This is a genomic window from Spongiactinospora sp. TRM90649 (assembly GCF_029382225.1).
In the GTDB taxonomy this organism is placed as follows: Bacteria; Actinomycetota; Actinomycetes; order Streptosporangiales; family Streptosporangiaceae; genus Spongiactinospora.
The window spans coordinates 64,649-87,281 of the sequence record NZ_JARLTC010000003.1; the positions used below are offsets into that span (position 1 = coordinate 64,649).

At 70.3% G+C, this 22,633-nt stretch carries 19 protein-coding genes and 1 pseudogene; 4 read left to right on the forward strand and 16 right to left on the reverse strand.

Features of this window, described 5'->3' with window-relative positions; genetic code table 11:
- Positions 1-105: 105 nt before the first annotated feature.
- The 12 genes and pseudogenes from P3X83_RS04535 to P3X83_RS04590 all read right to left on the reverse strand — a co-directional run bounded on the left by P3X83_RS04535 (position 106) and on the right by P3X83_RS04590 (position 15,124).
- Positions 106-447, reverse strand: a complete 342-nt coding sequence (locus P3X83_RS04535; protein WP_277303574.1) for a hypothetical protein — start codon at positions 445-447, stop codon at positions 106-108.
- A 10-nt stretch (positions 448-457) separates the two neighbouring features.
- Positions 458-3,691, reverse strand: coding sequence for a polymorphic toxin-type HINT domain-containing protein (locus P3X83_RS04540; RefSeq protein ID WP_277303575.1), 3,234 nt, complete (start codon positions 3,689-3,691; stop codon positions 458-460).
- Between the two features lie 24 nt (positions 3,692-3,715).
- Positions 3,716-4,249: pseudogene (locus P3X83_RS04545) on the reverse strand (hypothetical protein); the annotation flags it as partial.
- Between the two features lie 655 nt (positions 4,250-4,904).
- Entirely contained in the window at positions 4,905-5,333 is a 429-nt protein-coding gene (locus tag P3X83_RS04550) for a hypothetical protein (RefSeq protein WP_277303576.1), read from the reverse strand.
- A gap of 17 nt (positions 5,334-5,350) precedes the next feature.
- A complete protein-coding gene (locus P3X83_RS04555) occupies positions 5,351-5,839 on the reverse strand; it encodes a TIGR03618 family F420-dependent PPOX class oxidoreductase (protein WP_277303577.1) in 489 nt (162 codons plus the stop codon).
- Positions 5,833-6,639 carry a glutamate ABC transporter substrate-binding protein gene (locus P3X83_RS04560; protein ID WP_277303578.1) on the reverse strand — a complete coding sequence of 269 codons (807 nt, stop codon included), beginning with the start codon at positions 6,637-6,639 and terminating at the stop codon, positions 5,833-5,835. The genes P3X83_RS04555 and P3X83_RS04560 overlap by 7 nt, the downstream gene beginning before the upstream one ends.
- Before the next feature lie 23 nt (positions 6,640-6,662).
- Positions 6,663-8,159: a hypothetical protein gene (locus tag P3X83_RS04565; RefSeq protein ID WP_277303579.1), complete on the reverse strand. Its 1,497-nt coding sequence runs from the start codon at positions 8,157-8,159 to the stop codon at positions 6,663-6,665.
- A 6-nt stretch (positions 8,160-8,165) separates the two neighbouring features.
- Complete coding sequence (locus P3X83_RS04570; RefSeq protein WP_277303580.1) at positions 8,166-9,065, reverse strand: FHA domain-containing protein; 900 nt, start codon at positions 9,063-9,065, stop codon at positions 8,166-8,168.
- Between the two features lie 39 nt (positions 9,066-9,104).
- The gene (locus P3X83_RS04575; RefSeq protein WP_277303581.1) at positions 9,105-10,394 is read right to left on the reverse strand and encodes a VWA domain-containing protein; all 1,290 of its coding nucleotides are present in this window, start codon (positions 10,392-10,394) and stop codon (positions 9,105-9,107) included.
- Complete coding sequence (locus P3X83_RS04580) at positions 10,391-11,272, reverse strand: protein phosphatase 2C domain-containing protein (protein WP_277303582.1); 882 nt, start codon at positions 11,270-11,272, stop codon at positions 10,391-10,393. Before P3X83_RS04580 ends, P3X83_RS04575 begins: the two co-directional genes overlap by 4 nt.
- Position 11,273: 1 nt before the next feature.
- Positions 11,274-13,931, reverse strand: a complete 2,658-nt coding sequence (locus P3X83_RS04585; RefSeq protein WP_277303583.1) for a serine/threonine-protein kinase — start codon at positions 13,929-13,931, stop codon at positions 11,274-11,276.
- Entirely contained in the window at positions 13,928-15,124 is a 1,197-nt protein-coding gene (locus P3X83_RS04590) for a hypothetical protein (protein WP_277303584.1), read from the reverse strand. Before P3X83_RS04590 ends, P3X83_RS04585 begins: the two co-directional genes overlap by 4 nt.
- Before the next feature lie 326 nt (positions 15,125-15,450).
- On the opposite strand from P3X83_RS04590, the gene P3X83_RS04595 reads away from it, so the two are divergent.
- Together P3X83_RS04595 and P3X83_RS04600 are read left to right on the forward strand one after the other, a co-directional pair.
- Positions 15,451-16,005 carry a type 1 glutamine amidotransferase domain-containing protein gene (locus P3X83_RS04595; protein WP_277303655.1) on the forward strand — a complete coding sequence of 185 codons (555 nt, stop codon included), beginning with the start codon at positions 15,451-15,453 and terminating at the stop codon, positions 16,003-16,005.
- Between the two features lie 123 nt (positions 16,006-16,128).
- On the forward strand, positions 16,129-17,070 hold the full coding sequence (locus P3X83_RS04600; protein WP_277303585.1) for a phosphotransferase: 942 nt from the start codon (positions 16,129-16,131) through the stop codon (positions 17,068-17,070).
- A gap of 96 nt (positions 17,071-17,166) precedes the next feature.
- Here the strand turns inward: P3X83_RS04600 and lipB are convergent, their stop codons facing one another.
- Both lipB and P3X83_RS04610 read right to left on the reverse strand, forming a co-directional pair.
- On the reverse strand, positions 17,167-17,817 hold the full coding sequence (lipB, locus tag P3X83_RS04605) for a lipoyl(octanoyl) transferase LipB (RefSeq protein WP_277303586.1): 651 nt from the start codon (positions 17,815-17,817) through the stop codon (positions 17,167-17,169).
- A 31-nt stretch (positions 17,818-17,848) separates the two neighbouring features.
- A complete protein-coding gene (locus tag P3X83_RS04610; RefSeq protein WP_346742680.1) occupies positions 17,849-18,103 on the reverse strand; it encodes a PspC domain-containing protein in 255 nt (84 codons plus the stop codon).
- 384 nt (positions 18,104-18,487) lie between these two features.
- Between P3X83_RS04610 and P3X83_RS04615 the strand changes: the two genes are divergently transcribed.
- The gene (locus P3X83_RS04615) at positions 18,488-20,017 is read left to right on the forward strand and encodes a M28 family metallopeptidase (RefSeq protein ID WP_277303588.1); all 1,530 of its coding nucleotides are present in this window, start codon (positions 18,488-18,490) and stop codon (positions 20,015-20,017) included.
- 55 nt (positions 20,018-20,072) lie between these two features.
- Here P3X83_RS04615 and P3X83_RS04620 read toward each other — a convergent pair whose 3' ends face one another.
- Together P3X83_RS04620 and P3X83_RS04625 are read right to left on the reverse strand one after the other, a co-directional pair.
- Entirely contained in the window at positions 20,073-21,086 is a 1,014-nt protein-coding gene (locus tag P3X83_RS04620) for a hypothetical protein (RefSeq protein ID WP_277303589.1), read from the reverse strand.
- Positions 21,083-21,583: a SigE family RNA polymerase sigma factor gene (locus P3X83_RS04625; RefSeq protein WP_277303590.1), complete on the reverse strand. Its 501-nt coding sequence runs from the start codon at positions 21,581-21,583 to the stop codon at positions 21,083-21,085. The genes P3X83_RS04620 and P3X83_RS04625 overlap by 4 nt, the downstream gene beginning before the upstream one ends.
- 186 nt (positions 21,584-21,769) lie before the next feature.
- Here P3X83_RS04625 and P3X83_RS04630 point away from each other — a divergent pair, with 186 nt between their 5' ends.
- Positions 21,770-22,591 (forward strand): undecaprenyl-diphosphate phosphatase, encoded by an 822-nt coding sequence (locus tag P3X83_RS04630; RefSeq protein ID WP_346742681.1) that lies wholly within the window; start codon positions 21,770-21,772, stop codon positions 22,589-22,591.
- Positions 22,592-22,633 lie beyond the last annotated feature (42 nt).

Below are 22,633 nucleotides of genomic sequence, written 5' to 3' on the forward strand. Positions count from 1 at the left end.
CATTGGCCCGTCCTTCGCCGGAAGATCGCCAACGTGGTCACAGACGGCGTTCGCCGCGAAAGCCCCGTCAGGACGTGCCTGACGGGGCGTCCGCCGCGCCGTCGGTCAGCGCGGTAGGCGGGACAGCATCCGCGCCAGATCGTCTGGAAATTCCGTTCTGTGCGGCTCGGCGCAATATCTCACGGCTGCGGCCGCTGAGACCAACTCCATGGCCGAGTACCCCCCGCTCGACAGCATTCTCGCGGCCATTCCCAGAGGAACCACGAAGTCCGCCTGGGCGCCGTCCGACAGCGTTTCGAGCAGTCCGGATTCCTCCGAAAGCACTCGCTCGACGATCGAGCTCAGGACTCGCGCCAGTTCCGGGCCGTCCGTCTCGCGGGAAAGCTCGATCATGTCTTCGTATTCGGCGAAGCCGAATCGATTGATCCGGCGATGTTCTCTGCTCACCGTGATTTCCTTACCAGCGGATTCCTTGATGTCGCAGCCTGGGTTGGCAGACCAGTTCGCAAGGAGTGGCAGACGTGCCGTGCGCGCCACCGGGGGGCGAGTTCAAACCTCTTACCTTCACCACTTCGAACACATCCCCTCGAACTCCGGCCGCGCCCTCCACCTTCTCGGCTTTGATGAGGCACATGGTCTCGGCGCATCCCGCGTGGTAACGGCCGTCCGATGGGGTGAACCGCCGGACGAGGTCGTCCACCGCTCCGCCGGGAGTCGGCGTCATGTCGTGACCTGAGTGACCGTAATAGGTCTGCCCTGAGGGAGATGTGTATTTCGCCGCGAAGAAGGGGCCGTCCTCCTTGTTGAACTGCTCACGCAAACTGTCGGCATACTCCTGGAGATTGTCGCAGTTGTGGACGAGGACCGGGGTGGCGCCCGTCAGCACGTAGTACGTGTTGATGTCGGCGATGGTGAAGTTGTGGACGCGTTGCCTGGCGGTCGAGGTCTTGGTCGCGGTGACCTGGACGTAGGTGCCCGCGCTGGTGCGGAGCCACATGCCGGGCTTGAGGCGGTCGGCCTTCAGCCAGGCGCGCTCGCTCTGGACCCAGATCGGGTGGCCATCGGTGGCGACGAGGTCGCTGGTGGCGGAACCCGTGTCACCGTCGGTGTCGATCGTGATCTTGACGAGCTTCTTGTCGCCTTCGCCGGCGATCTGCCGGACGACGGGCTTGGCCCTGGTCTCGCCGGTCTCGGGGTCGGTGGCGAGGACCTTCTCGCCCAGGGCCACCTTCTCGATCGGCTTGGCCGTGCCGTTGGCCAGGAGCACGAGGGTTCCGGCGGCGAAGCTGTTGGGGCAGCTGTCGGCCTTGGCACCGCGTGACTTCGGGTTTGCGGCCGGTGGTTTGGTCTTGGCCTTGGCCTTGGCGGCCAGGGCCTTGGCCCTCGCCGCGGTCTCGGCGGCGAGCTTCTTGGCCAATTGCTCGGCCGCGGCCTTGGCGGCGGCTCTCTTGACGGCCGCTTCGCGGGCCGCCTTGGCGGCCGCGGCCTTGGCCGCCTCCGCGGCCTTCGCCGCTCCTCGCAGGATGGCTCTGGCCCACTTCAACTGCTGGAAGAAGTTGATGACGGCCTTGCCGGCCTTCCAGATGGCCTCGATGATCTTCGGGGCCTTGAAGATCTTGCCCCAGGGCAGCGCGCCGACGACCATGGAGACGCACGCGCCGAGGTCGCCCTTGAGGCAGTTGAGGATGTCGTTGATCCCCAGGATCTCCATCAGGATCTGGCCGCCGGCCTCCAGCACCACGTCCAGCACGGACTTGTTCTGGAGCTGCTGGGCCTTGGCCACGTCCTCCGGGCTGGGGCCGGGGTCGGCCCCCTGGCTGGGGGCGGTGTCCCCGTTGGTGGTCGGGCCGTTGTCGGGCCGCATGCCCGTCCGGTCCGGCCCGGCCGTGATCTGGTTGCCGTTGACGTCGTAGGCGAAGTTCTTGGACACCGTGCTGTCCGGCTTGGCCACGGTCTCGCGAAGAAGCTGGTCGGCGACGTCGTAGGTGTAGGTGGTGGTGTCGTTGCCCGCGGTGCCGGTCCGCTTCTGCGAGAGGCGGTTGCCCATCAGGTCGTAGGTGTAGTCGATCCGGCCGGCGGCCTGTGTGCCGGTGCCGCAGGTGGTGGCCGAGTAGCAGGCGGAGGTGACCCGGTCCACGCTGTCGTACGCGTAGGCGACCTCCTCGGTGCGGTCACCTCGGCGGGTGACGACCTTGGTGGGGTTGCCGACCTGGTCGAGCGTCAGGTCGAACGCCGACACCGGAGCGGCGTCGCCGTTCGCCGTGGCGATCGAGGTCAGCCGTCCCGACTCGTCGTAGGCCCGCTTCTCGGTCAGCCCGCCGGTGGGCAGGGTGGTGGAGACGCGACGGCCAGCCGGGTCGTACTTGAACGTCCATTCCGACGCCCCGCCCGCGACGCCGCCGGACACGTTGTGCGAGGTGATCCGGCTGTCGCCGTCGTAGTCGGCGGTGACCTTCGTGCCGTCCGGATGCGGGCGCGAGGTGATGTTGCCGCGCTCGTCGTAGGCGTAGGTGAAGGTCTGGTCGGACTGCCCGGCGGTCTTGCGGGTGACCGTCTTGATCTGGTCCTCGTCGTCGTAGACGACCTCGCGGACGCCGGTCGGGTCGCCGTAGGCCGTGGTGCGGTCCTTGGCGTCGTAGGCGAACGTGTGGACCGGGCCCTGCGAGCCCAGGGTGGTCTTGGTGCGACGGCTCAGGATGTCGTAGTCGATGCTCACCGTGCGCTTGGCGCGCTCCTCCGGCGACACCCACTCAGGGCCGTTGATGGTGATCGCGGTCCGCGGGTTGCTCTCCGCGTCGTAGGTGACCTCGACCCGGCGGGACAGCGGGTCGGCGCGGGTGATCAGCCGCCCGGCGTCGTCGTAGGCCATCCGGGTGTAGCGGCCCAGCGGGTCGCGCACCGACTCCAGCATGCCGTCGATGCTGTAGGTGTAGACCGTGGAACGGGCCTCGGGGTCGTACGGGCTGTACGGCGTCTCCGGGGTGTGCACCGTGCGCAGCAGATTGTCCTCGTTGAACGTCTGATGCGTGGTGCGGCCCTTGGCGTCGGTCGTGGCGATCAGCCGGTTGACGCCGTCGTACGTCGCGGTGGACGCGTTGCCCAGCGGGTCGATGATCTTCGTCTGGTTGCCCGCCCGGTCGTACTCGTACCGGGTGGTGTACCTGTCCGGGTCGGCGCCCTCGACGTTGCCGCGCGGCTCGGTCACCGCGACCAGCAGGCCGTCGTCGTCGTACTTCCAGGTGGTGACCCCGCCGACGGCGTTGGTCTCCTTGATCGGGTTGCCGGCCTTGTCGTACTCGGTCTTGGTGGTCTTGCCGCCGGCGTCGGTGATCTCGGTCTGCCGCCCCGAGTCGTCGTAGGCCATCCGCGTCCTACGACCGAGGTTGTCGGTGGTAGAGGTGATCTGGCCGTTGTTGTCCCGGCCGAACGTGGACTCCTTGTTCAGCTCGTCGATCTTCGAGCTGGTCCGGTCGAGCGGGTCGGTCTTGATGTCCCGGTCGGTGAAACCGCCGCCGGGGTACGGGTGCCGCACCCGCACCGGGTTGTCGTCGGCGTCGTAGAAGTACGTGGTCGTGTAGTCGGCCTTGTTCGCCCCCGGCTCGTTGCCCAGCGGGGAGGTGGTCGTCTTCAGCAGGCCCTCGGCGTTGTAGGTGTAGCTGGTGGTGATCGGCGCGCGGGTCCGCAGCAGCACCGACGCGGTGGCCTGACGGCCGGCCTAGGTGTAGGTGTAGGTGCTGGTGCGCCGCTCGTGGTCGACCTTCTGGAGCAGCCCGTTGGCGAAGTAGTAGTAGTTCGTCGTCTGCCCCATCGGGGTCTGCACGCGAACCTGCCGGCCGGTCTCGTCGAAGCCGCTGCGCCAGGCGTTGTTCTTGCCGGGCTCCTGCGTGCTGGTCAGCCGGTCCTGGGCGTCGTAGGCGTACCTGGTGGTGTAGGCCGCCGGGTTCCCGCCGGGCACCGTGCCGCGCGGGTCGATCGAGGCGATACGGCGGCCGGTCACGTCGTAGACGACCTCGGCCCGCCGTCCCTCCGGAGAGGCCGACGCCTTGATCAGACCGGAGTTCGGCCCGCCCTGCGGCAGGTACTCGAACCGGGTGACCTTGCCGCGCTGGTCGGTGGTGGAGGTCCGCAGGCCGCGCGAGTCGTACGCGCTGGTGATCGTGTTGCCGTCGGGGTCCTCGCTCTTCACGAGTTCGTTGAACTCGTTGTAGGTGTCCTTCCAGACCTTGCCGTTGGCGTCGGTGTGCTCGGTCGGGTTGTTGTTTCCTTGTCGTAGCGGTGGTTGTCGGTGTCACCGGTACCGTGCTGGGTGTAGACCAGCGTGTTGCCCCGGTAACCGTCCCAGGTCACCACGCCGTCGGCGTCGGTGGTCGTGGCCTCCTGCTTGGCGGCGTCCCACGCGGGCGGTGCCCTGCTTGACCTGCGGCACCGGCGGCGGCGCGGCCTGGGCCACGGCCGCGTCCACCGGCGCGACGAACGACGCGACGAACGACGCGACGAGCGTCAGGGTGAGTAAGGGAATCTGAATTCGGGCATGCCGAAATCGGCCTTTGGCGAGCAAAGCTCGGAACCTCCCCCGTGGAGGACGACAGTGAAATACCGTCGACTATCCGATTACAGATTCGAAGGAAGGCAGACAACGCACTGGACTACAACCAGTGATCTGGTAAGCCACACTCCGTTACATAATGTCGGCATAAGCCGCTTGACAAATGCTTCACGAGATGGCGAACCATCCGCCGACCTGGAGTGCAATCGCCTTGGATCGATCCAAGTGCGGCATCTGCGACAGCGGAGCGTCGCGTGGGGAACCCGTCGCGGTACGCGATCGGGGCTCTGTGATCTGCCGAAACCCGAACGGCGCGGGCGAGACCGCGAGCGTCATAACATCGCGGTATAGCTAGATCTTATAGACCGAAATCAACGGGAACGGAACCGTCGAGCGCGACCTCGATGTACCGCCGCCAGTCGCCCGCGCCGTTGCGGATCACCGCCGCCAGGCCGCAGATGACCATGTTGACGTCGCCGGTCGTCACGTCCTCGCCGATCGCGCCGTGCGCCCGCGCCCGGTCGACCAGCCCGCCCGCGACGGCGAGCAGCGCCTCACGGGTCTCCCTCCCCTGCCCGCGCGCGCCCATGGCCTTCTCCACGACCTCGGACATGCCGCGATCGTCCGCCGACACCTCGCCCATGTGGCGCACGGGCGGCTGCACGGCGTGCCCACCCCGGTCAACGCGGTGCTCCAGCGCCTGGCGGCGGAGTTCGCCCGCGACCGCAGGCCGCCCGGCTCCCTCCCCGGTCGAGGCGCTGACCGTCGCGATCAAGGCCGGGACCACCGGGAGCTGAAACCCGATCAGGGCAGGGCGATGCCGCCGCCGTACAGGCGGGCGACCCGGATCCTGATGACCACGCGACGGTCCTCCACCATGTTCCGCAGGAACACCGCCTCGTCCTCGGGTCGCTCGAACGGCGCCTGCATGCCGAGGAGTTCCCGGCCGGTCTCGTCGCCCGGCTCGGCGCTGGGCGGAGACACCTCCGCCTCCCCGGCGGCGACCGCGTACGCCATGAAGTCGGTCGTCGAGACGTACAGCGCACACCGGGGGTCGGCGGCCAGCCGCCGCACCTTGACGCGGCCCTCGATGGAGCTGATCCGGATGATCCGCTCCGCCGGGTCCCACGCGTAGGCCACGGTGGACATGACCGGACGGCCGTCCTTGCCGTTGGTGGCCAGCGCGCCCATCCGCTGCTCGCCGAGCAGCCGGATCAGGTCTTCCTCAGACGGAGTGGCGGGTCCCGGGCCCCGGCCCGGTTCGTACGCCTGCGTCATATGGTCGATCAGCACCCTTCGAACTGGGGGACGGTAAATGTGAGGTTCAGGCCGGTGGGCTTGAACCACTTCTCCAGCAGCCGCTTGGCGGTGCCGTCCAGGTACATCTCGGTGATCGCCTTGTTGACCGCCTCGCACCCGGCGACGTCGCCCTTGCGGATGCCGACACCGTAACGCTCGTCCGTGAACGGCGCGTTGACGAACCGGATCTGACTGCCCTTGGCCTCCTGCGCGTAACCGGCCAGGATCAGGTCGTCGGTGGAGACGGCGTCCAGCGAGCCGTCGGCCAGCTTGGCCAGGCAGTCGCTGTACTTCTTCACCTCGACCAGCTCCACGTTGACCTTGCGCTCCTCCTTGACCCGCCGCCAGGAGTTGGAGCCGGTGACCTGGCAGAGCTTCTTGCCCGCCAGGTCGCGCACGTCGCGGATGTTCGCGTCGGAGGAACGCACCAGGGTGTCCTGGTGGGCCACGTAGTACGGCCCGCCGAAGTCCACCTTGGTCTTGCGCTCGGCGGTGATCGAGTACGACGCGAAGATCAGATCGACGTCGCCGGCCTGCAGCATCGCCTCGCGCTTGGCCGAGGGCGCCTCCTTGAAGACGAAGTTCTTGGCGCCCAGCTTGCGGGCCACGTAGGCGGCCACGTCGACGTCGAAGCCCTCGTTCTTGTTCCCCGACTTGTAGCCGAGGCTGGGCTGGTCGAACTTGACCCCGATCGTCAGGGTCTCCTTGCCGAGCACGGAGTCGGCCTGGGCGCCGAGCCCGCACCCGGCCGTGGCCAGCACCACCGCGCCCGCGAGGGCGAGCCGTACACGCATCGTCGGTCTCCTTTCGCCCACGCTCAGCGGTACTCGCTCAGCCGCGGCTGGACTCCGGCGAGGATCAGCGCGGCGGCGGCCAGCGCCACCCCGGGCAGCAGCCAGTTCCAGCCGCCGAGCGCCGAGTCGCCGCTCTTGATCTGATCGTTGAAGGTGGTCCTGTGCAGCTTGATGAGGTCCACGAGGGCCGTGTCGTAACTCTGGAAGGTCTGGCTGAGGTAGCCCATCCGGTGGCCGATGGCCTTGCCGCGCTGCCCGCCCAGCGCGAGCCTGCGCATCTCTTGGTCGCCCCGCTGGAAGCCCTGGTAGCCCTTCAGTACCTTGCCGACGGCCGTCCGCTCGTCGGAGCGGGTGACGGTGGCCGCCTCGACGCCGTGGAAGCCCAGGAACCCGGCCTGGCCGGGAAAGGCCGAGACCGCCTTGTTCACCCCGGCGTAGTACTTGTCCAGGCTGCCGCCCGGCGTGTAGAGCACCTTCTGCGAATTGTCCAGGTAGACCTGCTCGTAGGTGTCCGCGCGCTCGGGGTCGAGCAGGTAGCGGCTCTGGTCGCCGTGCATGGTGTTGCCGATCGCCCGGGCCCGCGACATGGCGAGCACCGAGTTGAAGCCCTCTTCCTTGGCCTTGCGCAGCCCTTCGGCCTGCGCGCCGAGCAGCAGCACGGCAAGCACGGTGAGCGCGCCGACGCCGACGGTGGCCAGCATCAGCGCCGGGTTCGTCAACCGGCGGAACCTGCGGGTGAGGAAGACCTGGATGCCGACCAGGGTCAGCACCGCGCCCAGCCCCACCACGCCGACGATGATCCGCCCGGCGGTGATGGCGGCGTGCTCGTCCTCGTAGGTCTGACGGACGATCGTGCCGCTCTCCAACGTCAGGTTGTACGCCTTGGGCAGCAGGTCGAGCCGCATCAGGTCGGTCGCCTCGCGGTAGACCTCGATGACCCGCGTGGGCGGCGGCCCGGCCGCGTGGTCGGCCTGCTGGTTCAGCAGCATGGCCCGCTCGGCGAGCTGCTGGTAGCGGCCGAAGCCGTTGAGCAGGGCCACGACGGTCAGCTTCTCGGTGGGGTCGCCCATGGCCAGGTCGCTGGCCAGCAGCAGCGCCTTGCCGACCTCGGTCCTGCGCTGCTCGTAGCGCTGGACGGCGGTGTCGCGGCCCTCGCCGAGGCCGGTGTCCCTGCCGATCAGCAGCACGTTCGCCACCTGGGCGTCCATGTCGCTGAGCGCGAAGTACATGTCGGCGGTGGCGACGACCTGCGGGCCCGCGTCGTGGCCGATCACCTGCAGGCCGTCGCGGACGTTGCCGATGGCCCAGAAGGTGCCGCCGAACAGCAGCGCCACGGCCAGCAGGCAGACCCCGGCCAGCGTGCGGATCCGCCCGGGCACCGTACGGCGGCGCGGCGCGCGCGGCTCCGGCGCGGGCCTCTCGGGCAGCGTCGTCGGGCGGCCCATGACGGCTGTCGTGCTCGCCTGCGCGCCGCCCGGGTCGTTACCGCTGGGGACAGGCGTCAGTGGAGGCGCGGTCACGGTGCCTCACCCTTTCCGTAGCGTGATGACGGTCCACGCGCCGAGCTGGATCCGGTCGCCGTCGCCGACCGGCACCGGCACGTTCTGCGGCAGCGACTCACGTGAGCCGTTGACCGCGGTGCCGTTGGCGGAGCCGGGATCGACGAGCATCCAGGTGCCGTCCGGCTGGGCCAGCAGCACCGCGTGCAGGTGCGAGACCCCCGGATCCTCCGGCGGCCCGGTCAGGTCGATCTCCGGGCTGAGGTTGCGCGAGCGGCTGCGCCGCCCGATGCGCACCTGCTGCCCGGTGAGCGGGAACCGCCGCTCCGGGCAGTACGGCGGGAACGGCACGCTCGACGCGTCGGGCCCGCCCATGCCGATGATGGTGTTGTAGTAGTCGCGGTCGGCGGTGACCACGGCCTCCCAGGCCCCCCCGTAGGTCGCCTCCGCCGCCTGCGGCTGCGGGTCGGGGGCGACGCCCTGCGGCGTGGTGACCGGCGCGGGCATCACCGGCGGCCCGACCGGTGGTGCCGTGGGCGGCGGACCTGCCGCCTGGAACGCGGCCGTCTGCTGCGGGCGCGACGACCGCCCAGACTGCGCCGACTGCGCGGCCGTCCGGCCCTGGAGCATCGCCTGCACCGACTGCGCCTGCTCGGCCATCCGGATCGCGCCGGAGACCTCGACCGCGTAGTCGAACCCGCACTCCTCGCAGAACCGGCCGGTTCGCGGGGCGTCGCAGTCGGGGCACGTGCTGCGTCCGCCCTCGGCGTTCGCGGCCGGTGCGGCCGGGACCGGAGTGGCCGAGGACGCGGGCATGCCCGAGGGCACGCCTGAGGGCGCGGCCACCGGCGGCCCTCCCATCACGGTCCCGCAGATGTCGCAGTAGTCCGTGGCCTCCGACTCATGGCCGGTGGGACATGTCGCCATCGCTCGTCCTCCTCACTCTCGGCTCTCGCCTCGGGGCCCTCAGCCCTGCGGGTCCCGGCGCATCCGGGCGGTGCGCACCGAGCCGGTGTCCAGCGCGATCTCCGCCGCCTTCTCCACATTGGGCTTGAGCCGCGCGGTACCGCTCTCCGGGTCGAAGTCGATGACCCGGTCGAGCAGTTTGGCGGTGTCGCTGTTGCCGGACTGCGCGGCGATGCCCCTCGCCCGGCCGAGCCTGGCGGTCGCCAGGTCGAGGTCGCCGTCCTTGCGAGCCTGCAGGCCGTCCTGGATGAGCTGGGCCAGTTCCTGCTGCCCGGTGTAGTGGGCGACGCGGGGGTTGATCCTGGTGGACTGCGCCAGGTCGGTGCTCCACTCGGCGAGCACGTTGCCCGCGGCGAGCTGCTCCCCGGTGTCCGGGATCATCAGCCGGATCCACGCGGCCCGCATCTCCTGCCCGACCGTGCCGGGGGCCACCTGGAAGGACATGTGGTACTCGCGGCTCTCCGCGCCCCACGAGCCCGTCGGGTAGTCGCCGTCCAGCGGCCCCGACGGCGTGCGGCGGCCCGTGAGGTCCTCCAACGTCGGCGAGACCTGCTTGACGAACTTCAGCGTCGCGTTCTGCGGCGTGCGCACCCGCAGCACGACATCGGCCACGGCCTTGCCCATCGCGGTCTGCGTCATGGCCCGGAAGTCGGCCTCCAGGTCCTTCGGGTCGGGGATGTCGTTGACGCTGCCGAGCAGCGCCGAGGCGACCTTGCGCAGCTCGGCGACCACCCAGCCGTCGCCCACGCCCCGGCAGTCGCAGACGAACTTGCCGGTGCAGTAGGCCAGGTCGGCGTCGAACTCCCTGGCCTCCTGGTGCTCGTTCTTGCCGTCGGTGAGCAGGATGGCGTGCTTGATGGCGTGCGGGAACGGCTGGAACAGGTCGGCGGCGAGCCGCAGCCAGCGGCCGATCGCGGTGCCGCCGTCGGCCTGCATCCGGCTGATGGCGTCCTTGGCCGCCCGCCTGCTGTTCTCGTCGGCGGGCACGAGGTGCCGGTCGTGCGGGAAGACCATGTGGGCGTAGGCGGTGCCGGAGACGATCGCGAAGAACACTCCGTCGCGCAGGGTGTCCACGGCGGCCATCGCCGCCTTGCGCGCCTCGTTGATCTTTCCGTAGGACATCGAGCCCGAGGTGTCGACGATGATGACCTCGGCCGCCTGCTGCGCCTGGGCGAGGCGTTCCACCGGCCCGGCCGCCTCGACGGTGAGGATCGCGTGCACCTCGGTACCGTCCACCGGGAGGTACTTGTTCTGGTCCACGCGGATCGTGAACTGCGGCTGCTCGGTCACTTGGGCGTGCTCCCCTTCTCGAACGGGATCACCAGCACGGTGATGTTGTCGCGGCCGCCCGCGTCGTTGGCGAGCCGTACCAGGGCCTGGGCGGTGGGCAGTGGGGCGGTGGCCGCCTCCGGGGCGGCGCGGGCCATCTCCTCGGCGGCCGGCAGGTAGTTCCACAGGCCGTCACTGCACACCACGATCACCCCCGGGCCGTCGGGCTCGAAGGTGCGGATCTGCGGGATCACCTCGCCGGCGTCGGCCCCCAGCCAGGCCGTCAGCATGCCGGTCTCGGTGGCGTCGTCGAGGGTGAGCCGGGCCGGGGTGGGGCCCAGCCAGTAGGCGCGGCTGTCGCCGACCCAGGCGATGGTCACCCTTCCCCTGCCGACGATGGCGGAGACGAACGTGCAGGCCGGGGCGTCGTGGACGGTGCCGAGCGCGGCGATGGCCTCGGCGGCCCTGGCCACGGCGGCGCGGGTGGCGTCCACCGGGTCGGCCCCGCTGCGCAGCTCCTTGGTCATGGTGGCCAGCCCGGCCTCGGCGGCGGCCAGCGAGCCGTCGTCGGGGCGCGGCGAGGAGGACACCCCGTCGCACACGATTCCGGCGGTGATCCCGCCGTCCACCGCGGCCAGGGCCATGGCGTCCTCGTTGCGGCTGTGCCGCTTGCCCCGGTCGCTGACCCCCGCGCCCGCGCCCGCCTGGACCTCCGAGTGGTCGCGGGCGGTCGGCTGGCGCAGCCCGCAGCGCTCGCAGTACCCCTCGGCGTCGATCGCCGCGGCCCCGCACGCGGTGCACGCCCCCGGCGTACCGGCCTGCAGGGCGCGTCCGCACTCCTCGCAGAAGGTCTCCCCGAGCAGCACCGGATAGCCGCAGTGCGGGCAGTTGGCGTTCATCTCACACCCACGTTCTCGGGCGGACGGCGTTGGCCTTGTCCACGTAGGCGTGCCGGTCGTCGATCGCGCCGGAACCCCTGGCCAGGGCCCGGTAGACGCGCTCCAGCTCCTTGCGCACGCCGTTGTCGCTGAGCGTCGCGCCCAGCAGCGGCGGGCCTGCCGTGCCGCGCTGGCCACCGGCCGAAAGCCAGGTCAGCGCGACCTCCAGCACCTCCGCGGCCATCCGGTTGTGGCGTCCGGCGTCGAGCCGCAGGTCGGCCAGGCGCTCCCCGGCGACCATCAGGTCGTCCACCGGCAACTGGCCGGGGTCGCGGCCCCTGATGGCCAGCGCGACCGCCGCCATCTGCGCCGAGATGTAGTGGCTGGAGGTGGTCGGCACCTCGTCCAGCACGCGGGTGGCCGACGCGCGGTCGCCCATCGCCAGGCACACCCTGGCCAGGCCGAACGCCGCGCTCACGTAGGCGCGGTCGGTTCGCCAGATGCCCGCGTAGTGGCGGGCCGCCTCGCCGTGGTCGCCCGCGCACTCGCGGGCGAACGCCAGCGCCAGCCGGGGCGCGCGCTCGCCGGGCATCCGGAAGTAGACCTCGTCGAACAGCCGCACCGCCTCGGCCAGGTTGCCCCAGGCCAGCTCGCGCAGCGCGTGGTACCAGAGCACGCGCCAGTCCCACGGCGTCTCCCTGGTCGCCGCTTCGAGCACCTCGCCCGCGCGCGGGTTGCGCTGCTCGATCAGCGCCCTGATCAGGGCCAGGCGGATCTCTATGGAGGCGACCGGGGCCGCGTCCAGCATGGTGACGAGGTCGTCGAGGGTCCGCGCGGTGATGCCGGCCAGGAAGCCGGCGCCCTGGTCGCCAGGGTCGACCAGCGGGGTGGACAGCGCGCCGACCGCGGCCTCGACCGACAGGGGCTCAAGGACCTGGCCGTTCACCGGGCCCTCGGCGGCGAGGGTGGTGGCCGCCGCCAGGCGCTCGGGGCCGAACTCGGTGGACAGGGCCGGGCGCGGCCTGCCGTCCTCGGCCGCCCTGATCTCCCGGAGGATGCCGGTGAGCTGCTCGGACATCTCCTGGGCGCTCTGGAAGCGGCGGGCCGGGTTGGGGTCGGTGGCCCGGTGCAGGAAACGGTCGAACGACTCGTAGGTGGCCAGCAGCGGCTGGCGGTCCGGCGTGGGCAGCGGTGCGGCGCGGTTCTCGGCGGCCGGGCTGAACGGCATGCTCAGTACGGCGAGCATGCGGCCCACGGTGTAGAGGTCGGAGCTGACGGACGGGCCGTCCTTGGCGATCTCCGGCGCCTGGTAGCCGACCGTGCCGTAGATGGAGCTGTCCTGGTCGTCGATCCGCCGGACCGCGCCCAGGTCGATCAGCTTGAGCTGGTCCTCGACCTGGATGATGTTGGCGGGCTTGAGGTCGCAGTACAGCAACTGGCGGTCGTGCAGGTAGTCGAACGCCTTGAGGACCTCAAGGATGTAGGCGATGGCCTGCGCGACCGGCAGCGCCTCGCGGTTGGCGGTCATCGACAGCCGGGCCTTGAGCATGTCCTGCAGCGACTGGCCGCCGACGTATTCCATGACGATGTAGCCGACCATGGTGCCGGTCGTCGGGTCCGGGTGCTGCACGAAGTTGAAGATCCGGACGATGTTGGCGTGGTCCATGCTGGTCAGGAACCGCCGCTCGGCCTCGGCGGCCAGCAGCGCCTCGACGTCGCCGGTGTCCAGCAGGCCCTTGAGGACCACCCAGCGGCCGTCCAGGTTGAGGTCCGCCGCGAGGTAGATCCAGCCCAGTCCGCCGTGCGCCAGACAGCCCTTGACCTCGTACTGCCCGGCGACCAGGTCGCCGTCGTTCAGCTTCGGGGTGAAGGAGAAGCGGTTGCCGCAGTGCGGGCAGAACCCCTCGGCGCGGCCCGGCCGGTCCCCCTTGGCCCGGCCCACCGGCTTGCCGCACGAGCCGTTGCTGCAGTAGCGCTTGTGCTCGGGGACCTCGGGGTCGCGCATCACCACCAGCGACGGGTCGCGGTACGGCACCGGCGGCACCTCGACCAGGCTCGCGCCCAGCGAGCTGCGCCGGGAGCGCGTGGAGCTGGTGCCGCGCCCGCTGACCGGCCCGGTCGAGGGCGCGGTGCCCAGGTCGATGCCCGATCGGCCGCGCCAGCCGGCCGAGACCGGCGCGCTGCCGCCCTGCCAGCCCGACACCGGGGTGCTGCCCGGACGCTGTGGCATCGAGGGCTGCGACGCGCCCGGCGCCTGAGGGGCCTGCGGCTGCGGCGGGGCCTGCGGCTGCACCTGGCCGGTGTGCGGGTACGGCGGAGCCGGCGGCGGCGCCTGTCCGGCGCCCGCCGACGGGTACTGCTGGAACGGCTGCGGCGCCGGGCCGGACGGCGGCGGCCCCTGCTGGCCCGTGCCCGGCGGGTACACCGGGGCGCTGCCCGGAGACGGATACACCGGGCCGCTCGCGGGCGGCGGCGGATAGAGCGGACCGCTGCCCGGCGCGGGCGGATACGCGGGCCCGCCGCCCGGCGGCGGGTAGGCCGGGCCGCCCTGCGGCGCGGCGTGCCTGCCCCCGGTGCGGGGCGGCTCGGGAACCGGAGCCGCGGGCGGGGCGAGCCCGCAGGTGTCGCAGTAGCCGTCCTGGACGGTTCCAGTGCAGCCGGGATGGGTGCACGCAGTCATCCGGCCTCTCCCATCTCCTTGATCGCCCGCTGGTAGGCGGCCACCGCCACGGTCGACTGGCGCAAGTCGCACGGGGCGGTCCACAACAGGTCACGCGCCTGACGGAACAGGTAGTCGAGCCCGGCGTCCTCGCCGCGGCCCAGTCGTACGGCCTTGGCCCGGAACGCCTCCAGCCGCCCGCGCAGTTCGTCGCGGCGGTCGAGCAGTCCGGTCACCGTCGCGGTGGTGGTCCTGGCCTGGTCGAGGGCACCGGCGGTGGCGCGGTCCAGGCCGCCCAATCGCTCGGCGAGGTCCATCCACTCGCCCCGGTCGCGCAGCGCGTTCAGGGCGTCCAGCCGGTCGCGCAGGTTCGCGGCCTGGGCGGGCATGGCGGGCAGCACCGGGGAGGCGATCTTGGCGAGGACCATGTCGCGGGCCGTGCGGGTCTCCGCCTCGGCCGCGTCCACCTGCGCGATGCGGTCGGTGATCTCCTTCGACCGCCGCGGGTAGTCGTCCATGATCGTGGCGGCCTGTTCGAGCAGCGCCCGGCGGCCGGCCACCTGGGTGACGATCGCGTCCAGCGCGACCAGCTCGCGGGGGTCGCCGCCCGCGTAGGCGAGGGGGTCGGCGCGGGCCTCGTCGCGCAGCCTGACCAGTTCCTCGCCGATCCGCATCAGCTCGGCGTCGTCTCCGCCGACCCGCCCGGACAGCTCGCGCGCCGAGAGCCAGGCGCCCTCGGCCTGGTTGATCCGGGGCGCGAGAACGCTCCACGCGGAGTCCGCGGCGGCCACCGTCTGCGCGCACTCGCGGTACGCGGCGTCCATCCGGCCCATCACCTGGTCGAGGGTGAGCCACTCGGCGGTCGGCCGGACCAGGGAGCGCCGCTCGACCGGGACGTCCTCGACCTTCATCTCCACCGAGGCGCCGTTGAGCAGGCCGGTCAGCGAGGCCAGCTCCGCGCCCCCGAGGCGTCTGCCGCCCCCGGCCAGTTCCTCGGCCTTGGACAGGACCCGGCCGTAGGCGTCGAACAGCCACCAGAGCGTGGCGATGGCCGCCTCGGTGGCCTCCCAGCGCCGTTGGGTCTCGCCCCGCAGCTCGGCCCCCTTCAGCAACTGGTGACCGGGATGCTGCTCCAGGTCGAGAAGGTCACCGGACAGCCGCTCACGCTCATCACGACGTCGCCGCAGGGCGTTCGCCACACCCTCGGCGCTCATGGGCGGCCCGCTCGCGCTCACCACTTCCCCCGCCCCACACTTCATGTCCCCGCTGTGTCCCGTCCTGTCCGATGATCTCCCTGTCTTGGACAGTCCCCGGGACGGATAAGTTTGCCTATTTCCTCAATCTTTGTACATCGGGCTGGGACACGCGAACCGGTTCACCTCCCAGGGGGCCTTGTGTGACCCCACCGTGACCCTGGCGATCCTTTACCACCCGCATATACCCCCTTGCCCTATCGGACTCGCGGGGCGGCATACATCCTCCGGGGCCGGGCATGCCGCAGACAGCACCCGGGACTCCGCTGCTCATCGAGGGGGAAACCATGTCGCAGGGCAAGTCGATCGCCTTTCTCGTCGCTCCCGAGGGCGTCGAGCAGGTGGAACTCACCGAACCGTGGAAGGCGGTCCAGCGGGCCGGCGGCACACCCCGGCTGATCTCCACGAAGTCCGGCAAGGCGCAGGCGTTCAACCACCTGGACAAGGCCGACTCCTTCGAGGTGGACGCCACGGTGGACGAGGTCTCCGCGAACGACTTCGTCGGCCTGGTGCTCCCGGGCGGCGTCGCCAACCCCGACTTCCTCCGCACCGACGAGAGGGCCGTGCGGTTCGTCCGCGACTTCTTCGAGACGGGCAAGCCGGTGGCGGCCATCTGCCACGCGCCGTGGACCCTCATCGAGGCCGGCGTGGTGGACGGACGCACGCTCACCTCCTGGCCCAGCCTCCGGACCGACCTGCGCAACGCGGGCGCGACCTGGGTCGACCAGGAGGTCATGGTCTGCACGTCGGGCCCCAACGTACTGGTCACCAGCCGCAAGCCGGACGACCTCAAGGCGTTCGGCCAGGCGACCGTGGACGCCATGGTGTCCGTATCGCCCTGACCTGGCTTTTGACGGTCACCTGACGTGGGGAATGCCACGCCGACGCCGAAACGACGCGTCGCTGTAACATCGCGGGCCCGGGATGAGATCAATGGTCTAAAGACAGGCCAAGGAGATTCCTGGATGCCAGACCTGCCCGTGGATCCGATCCGGCTGGTCACGGCATGGGCGGGCCGCCCCGTGACGGTAACCGAGATCAAGGGCGGGCTCAGTCACCGAATCGCCCGGGTGGACACCGGTGACGGCGAATGCTGGCTGATGCGGGTGCTCGACCCCCGCGTCTCGGAGGCCGGTCTGGGGATCCCGCTGGAACAGGAGATCGCCAACACCGCGTGCGCGGCCCGCGGCGGTGTGGGCCCCCGGGTCGTTCACCGGATCCCGGACCACCCGGTGCTGCTGCTCGAATTCCTCGACGGCCGCACGCTCGACGCCGCCGCCGTACGCGATCCCGACATGATTCCCGAGATCGCCCGCGCGTGCCGCAGGCTGCACGCCGGGCCGCGTTTCGCCAACGACTTCTCCATCTTCCGCAAGCTGGAGGAGCTGCTGGCGCTCTGCCACGCCAACGGGCTGCCGGTGCCGGACGGGCACGCCGACCGGCTGCCGGTGATCGCCGACATGGAGCGGGCGCTGACGCGCTGGCCGCTGCCGGCCGTACCGTGCCACAACGACCTGCTGCCCGAGAACTTCATCGCGATGGCCGACGGCTCGGTGCGGATCGTGGACTACCAGCTCTCCGGCAACCACGACCCCACGTTCGAGCTGGGCGACATCGCCGCCGAGGCCGACTATCCGCCCGAGCTGGTGTCCCTGCTGGCCGCGTCGTACTTCGGCGAGCACGACCGGCGGCTGCTGGCCAGGGTGCGGCTCTACCTGGCCATGTCCAACTTCACCTGGACCCTCTGGTTCGCGGTGCACCACGGGCTGCTGTCCGAGCAGGCCGCCGCCGCGGACTTCGACTACGCGGCCGAGGCCGCGGACAAGTTCCAGCAGGCCGTACGCGACATGGACGACCCGGGGTTCGGCCGGCTGATCGATGACGTCCGGGGGCTGCCCCCGGTCTGACCCCCCGCACCACCGCAAGGGCTGTCGGCGCGCCGGTGGTTCACGGGCCCCCGGCGTACGGTGACGAACCCACCCAGGACGCCCAGGAGAAATCGATCAACTGAGGACGGCGCCGGTCGCCTCGAAGGCGCGCGCCACCTCGGCGCGCGCCGCCTCCATGCCCGCCGCGGAGCCCTCGCGGGACAGCGAGGTCATGTCGACGTCGGGCATGCCGCAGGCTACCGCCCACTGCCACGGGGTGAGGTCGCCGTCCACGTTGAGGGCGAACCCGTGGCTGGTCACGCCGAGGCTCTGCCGCATGCCGATCGAGACGATCTTGCGCTTGGACCCGGTGGTCCACACCCCGGTCAGCAGTTCGGACCCCGGCGGGGTGTCGCGGCGCTCGGCCCCGACGCCCATCGCCGCGAGCGCGGCCACCAGCCGCAGCTCGACCTCGCGGACGTAGTCGACGATGCCCTCGCGCTCGCCCAGCTTGACGATGAGGTAGCCGACGAGCTGGCCGGGGCCGTGGTAGGTGAGCTGCCCGCCCCGCCCGGTGGGCATCACCGGGATCTCGTGCGACGGGTCGGGCAGGTGCTCGGTCAGTGTGCGCTTGCCCACCGTGTAGACGGCGGGATGGCTGAGCAGCCACAGCGTGTCGGGCAGCGCGTCACGCTTGCGCTCCTCGACCAGGACGGCCATGCGCTCCATGGCCTTCTCGTACTCGACCAGGTCGTCCTGGATCATCGACAGCGGCCGTTCCCTCATGACGACAGCCTATGCCGCCGCCCGGGGACGCCTACCTGTGGGTGTAGTAGGACGAGGGCATGTCGGAGGCCGGGGCCTTCGGGATGAAGATCCACATGATGAGGTAGATCACGAACTGCGGCCCCGGCAGGATGCACGAGAGCAGGAACAGCAGACGCACCAGGTTCGGCGACCAGCCGAGCCGCTCGGCGATGCCGCCGCACACGCCCGCGATCATTCTGTACCTTCTGGACCGATGCACCGTTGCCTCCCACTGAGTTGGTCTCTCACCCAGAAGAACGCCCACCGCCCCACCCCACGTTCCGATCCCCGCCCCTGACAAAACCCTGACCTCACCCCCGACAGGGTCCGCCCCTGCCGCCGGCGGACGGGGAGGGCGCGCCGGAGTGGGTGGCCAGCGAGATCAGACGAGCGGCGTGGGCGCGGTTCAGCCGAACTTTATATAACGTTCCATCTATTACACAGTCGTATGCCTGAAAATCGCCCGAGACGCGGCCCTGGGGATTGAGCACGCCATCGACATCTACCAGCGGCAACGGTCGTTTCGGCATGCTCGAAATAGTACGGGTGGCCAAATGGGTCCAGGTCCTGGCGAAAACGAAGTCTGGCGGGTTAAGTTCCCTAAGCAAGTTTCGGGGGTTTGCGATCCATACCTCTATGGAGGAGCCGTATGCGGTTATCCCTGCGCCACCGCGCGATCCGTGCCGTCACCCTGGCGACGGCGCTCGCGCTGCCACTGGCGTTCGCACCACCGGCCGGCGCACAGGCCGGCCCGGTTTCAGACGTCTTCGCCAAACTGCTGGAGAAGACCGTCACGGGGAAGAACGTCAAGAAACACCTGAACGCCCTCCAGGCGATCGCCACCGCCAACGGAGGCAACCGTGCCGTGGGGACGTCCGGCTACGACGCGTCGCTGAACTACGTCGCGGACAAGCTGCGCAAGGCCGGCTACAAGATCAGCACCTCGCCCGTCGAGTTCCCGCTGACCTGGGAGGAGCTGTCCGCTCCCGTCCTGGAGCAGGTCTCGCCCACGCCCACCACGTACAACACGCCCGCCGACTTCGTGACCGTGCACTCGTCCGGCTCGGGCGACGTCACGGCCGAGGTCCAGGTCATCGACCCGGTGCTGCCGCCGACGCCGACGCCCAGCTCCACCGCGGGCTGTGAGGCGAGCGACTGGGCCGGCTTCGTGCCCGGCCGCATCGCGCTCATCCAGCGCGGCACCTGCCCGTTCAAGCAGAAGGCGGACAACGCCAAGGCCGCGGGCGCGGCCGCGGTGATCTTCTTCAACGAGGGCCAGCCCGGCCGGACCGACCCGTACGTGTTCGACATCGGCGAGTGGCGCTACGGGTTCCCCGTGATGTTCGCCGGCTTCGCCGTGGGCAACGCCCTGGCCGGCACGCCCGGCGTGCGGCTCCACGTCAAGACCGACACCAAGACCGTGGTCGGCAAGGCCAAGAACCTGCTGGCCGAGAGCCGGTTCGGTGACCCCGACGACGTGGTCATGGTCGGCGCGCACCTGGACAGCGTGCCCGCCGGTCCCGGCATCAACGACAACGGCTCGGGCACCGCGGCGATCCTGGAGACCGCTCTCCAGATGAAGCTCTTCCCGGTCCGCAACAAGGTCCGTTTCGCCTTCTGGGGGGCGGAGGAACTGGGTCTGCTGGGCTCCGCGCAGTACGTCGAGCAGCTCTCCCAGGCCGAGCGTGACCGCATCCGGCTCTACCTGAACTTCGACATGGTGGCGTCGACGAACTTCGCCTACAAGCTCTACGACGGCGACAACTCCGACAACGTCGGCTCGCCTGCCGGTCCGCCCGGATCCGCGCAGATCGAGAAGCAGTTCGAGAAATTCTACGGCAAGCGCAACCTGGCCACCGTCGGCACCGACTTCGACGGACGCTCCGACTACGGCCCGTTCATCGCGAACGGCATCCCGGCGGGCGGCATCTTCACCGGCGCCGAGGGGATCAAGACCGCGGCCGAGGCCACGCTCTTCGGCGGCACCGCGGGTGCCCCGTACGACCCCTGCTACCACCAGGCCTGCGACAACATCAGCAACATCAGCGACAAGGCGCTCGACGTCAACTCCGACGCGATCGCCGTCTCGACGGCGACGTACGCCTTCGACCTGTCCTCGATTCCGAGGCGTGCCGCCGGGGCGGCGGCCACGACTCTGAGGTCGCTCTCGGCCTCCTGACCGCACGATGACGGCGAGCCCTCGCGAGGAGGGCTCGCCGTTCGCGTTCCCCGGCTCACTCCCCCGGCAAGTCGGCGGGCTCTTCCCCCCACGACGGCAAGTCCGTCGGGCCATCCTCCGAAGGCGGAGCCACGTCCGGATCCTCCTCCCACGGCGGCAGGTCGGTCGGGCCTTCCTCCGAAGGCGGAGCCACGTCCGGCCGATCCGTGAACGGCGGGTCGGGCACGAGCGGCTCCTCGGACGGGAAGGGCACGTTCGGCTCACTCGGCGGGTGCTTCTCACCCTTCGGCGCGTCGTAGATCCCTACCGCCCAGGACAGGGGCCGCTCACCGAACTGGGCCGCGAGCCTGTCGGCGAGACCCACGTCGCGGAAGTCACCACTGATGGTCGGATCGCACCGCTGGGCCTCGCCCGCTTTGCCAAGTGCGCAGACCTTGAGCACTTCGCCGTCCACGAGGTCGGTCGGGTTGATCGGCGCGTCCGCCGGGAAGACCCACAACTTCAGGCTCTGCGGCTTCTTCAGCCAGTCCCGGCTCACCCGCCGCTCGTTGAAGTCCCAGCTCATGTGGTCCCCACACCGGCTGATACCCCCGGAGGGCGCTTCACCGGTCCGCTCATAGCGGGTGAGGACCCAAGCCCTCGGGTCCGAGCAGAGCAGCGTGAATCCCGTGTCGACGCTGCTCGGCCGGAAGGTCATGGCCGCCTTGCCCGCCGTGGTGGACCGCCTCTGCTCGATCAGCGGCACCCATCGGATCTTCGCATCCCGGATGGTCGTCTTCACGACCACGTCCATGGTCGGGGGCAGCCTCAGGTCCGGCGCGGGCGTGGTGATCTTCGCCGAGCTCATGGGGCCCACCGCGACCGGCGCCGCCGTGCCGTTCGCCATCAGTCCCGTCACGCCCGCCACTGACGCCACCGCGACCCCCGCGAGCACGGCGGAGGCGAGGTACCGGCCGCGGCGGAGGCGGTGGCCCCGCCGCACGATCGCCTCGATGTCGGGAGCGCCCCCCCGGTCTCCGGAGGCGCGCTCGTCGAGCAGCGCGCGCAGGTTGCCTTCCGTGTGCCTCATCGGTCCGCCCTCTCCAACTTCAAGGTCGCCATGCCCGGATCGACGCGTAGCCGCGCCAGCGCCCTGCTGAGCTGTGTCTTCACCGTCCCGAGCGAGCAGCCGACGAGGTCGGCCACCTGGGCGAGCGTTCGCCCCTCCAGGTAGTGCAGGACGATCACCGATCGCTGGCGCGGGGACAGTGCGCCGATCGCGTCCCACAGGGCCGCCTGGTCGCTGACCTCGCCGGCCAGGTCCCGCGGGTCGGCCTGGTCCGGCAGGATCTCGGTCGGCACCTCGCCGCGCCAGCGCCGCCGCCACCAGGAGGCGTGGGTGTTCACGATGATCCGGTAGACGTACCGGTCGGGGTCACCCTCGATCCGCCGCCAGGCGACCCATGCCTTGGCCAGCGCGGTCTGCACCAGGTCCTCGGCCAGATCCCAGTCCCTGACGAGGAGATACGCCATGCGCCGGAGCCGCAGGTGGCGCTGCGCCACGTAGCCGGCGAAGCCGTCGTCCATATGTGGTGTCTCCGTATCGTCGTCCTCGACGATGACTACGTCCTGAGCGCGCGTTCCGGTTGACAGCCGCGTCCTTCTCGCGGGCCGGGTCCGCTTTGGTCCAATGACCGGGCACGAAGACTCCACGGCTCCGCTAGCCTCGCTTCTCACGTACTTTGTCGGCATCCCAGTGGAAGGTGTCTTCGCTTGATCGGCTGGTTTGAGGCGACCGTGCTGGGCGTGTTGCAGGGGCTCACCGAGTTCCTGCCGATCTCCTCCAGTGCCCATATCCGCGTCGTGTCCGCCTTCTTCCATTGGCCGGACCCTGGTGCCGCCTTCACCGCGGTGATCCAGCTCGGCACCGAGGCCGCCGTGCTGATCTATTTCCGCAAGCGGATCTGGGACATCATCAGCACTTGGACCCGTTCGCTGTGGACTCCTGAGCTGCGCCAGGACCAGGCGGCCAAGATGGGCTGGTTCGTGATCGCGGGAAGCATCCCGATCGGCGTTCTCGGGCTCGCCTTCAAGGACCAGATCGAGACCGTGGTCCGCGACCTGCGCCTGGTCGGCACCTGCCTGATCGTCTTCGGCCTGCTGCTGGCCCTGGCCGACTACATGGCCCGCAACCAGCTCACCCTCGACAAGCACCTCAACATGCCGCACGCCCTGACCTACGGCATCGCGCAGGCGCTCGCCCTGATCCCCGGCGTGTCCCGCTCGGGCGGCACCACCGGCGCGGGCCTGCTGCTCGGCTACCGCCGCGAGGAGGCCGCCGAGTACTCGTTCCTGCTGGCCATCCCCGCCGTGCTGATGTCCGGCCTGTTCGAGCTGACCGAGATCGGCGACAACACCCCCGACTGGGGGCCGACCATCCTGGCGACCGTGATCTCCTTCGTGGTCGGCTACGCGATCATCGCCTGGTTCCTGCGGTACATCAGCACGCACAAGTTCACCAGCTTCGTCATCTACCGCGTCGCGCTCGGCGTACTGGTCATCGCACTGGTCTCTTTCGGAGTGATCCCGGCCTGACCTGGGGAAACGCTGTGGCCACCTAAACGATAGGGTGCTATC

What these genes read in the sequence shown, in the direction of transcription:
- P3X83_RS04620 (WP_277303589.1), bottom strand. Translation starts at nt 21,086, where the DNA reads ATGAGGCACACGGAAGGCAACCTGCGCGCGCTGCTCGACGAGCGCGCC.
- P3X83_RS04585 (WP_277303583.1), bottom strand. Translation starts at nt 13,931, where the DNA reads ATGACTGCGTGCACCCATCCCGGCTGCACTGGAACCGTCCAGGACGGC.
- P3X83_RS04595 (WP_277303655.1), top strand. Translation starts at nt 15,451, where the DNA reads ATGTCGCAGGGCAAGTCGATCGCCTTTCTCGTCGCTCCCGAGGGCGTC.
- P3X83_RS04570 (WP_277303580.1), bottom strand. Translation starts at nt 9,065, where the DNA reads ATGGCGACATGTCCCACCGGCCATGAGTCGGAGGCCACGGACTACTGC.
- P3X83_RS04560 (WP_277303578.1), bottom strand. Translation starts at nt 6,639, where the DNA reads ATGCGTGTACGGCTCGCCCTCGCGGGCGCGGTGGTGCTGGCCACGGCC.
- P3X83_RS04615 (WP_277303588.1), top strand. Translation starts at nt 18,488, where the DNA reads ATGCGGTTATCCCTGCGCCACCGCGCGATCCGTGCCGTCACCCTGGCG.
- P3X83_RS04600 (WP_277303585.1), top strand. Translation starts at nt 16,129, where the DNA reads ATGCCAGACCTGCCCGTGGATCCGATCCGGCTGGTCACGGCATGGGCG.
- P3X83_RS04625 (WP_277303590.1), bottom strand. Translation starts at nt 21,583, where the DNA reads ATGGACGACGGCTTCGCCGGCTACGTGGCGCAGCGCCACCTGCGGCTC.
- P3X83_RS04580 (WP_277303582.1), bottom strand. Translation starts at nt 11,272, where the DNA reads ATGAACGCCAACTGCCCGCACTGCGGCTATCCGGTGCTGCTCGGGGAG.
- lipB (WP_277303586.1), bottom strand. Translation starts at nt 17,817, where the DNA reads ATGAGGGAACGGCCGCTGTCGATGATCCAGGACGACCTGGTCGAGTAC.
- P3X83_RS04590 (WP_277303584.1), bottom strand. Translation starts at nt 15,124, where the DNA reads ATGAGCGCCGAGGGTGTGGCGAACGCCCTGCGGCGACGTCGTGATGAG.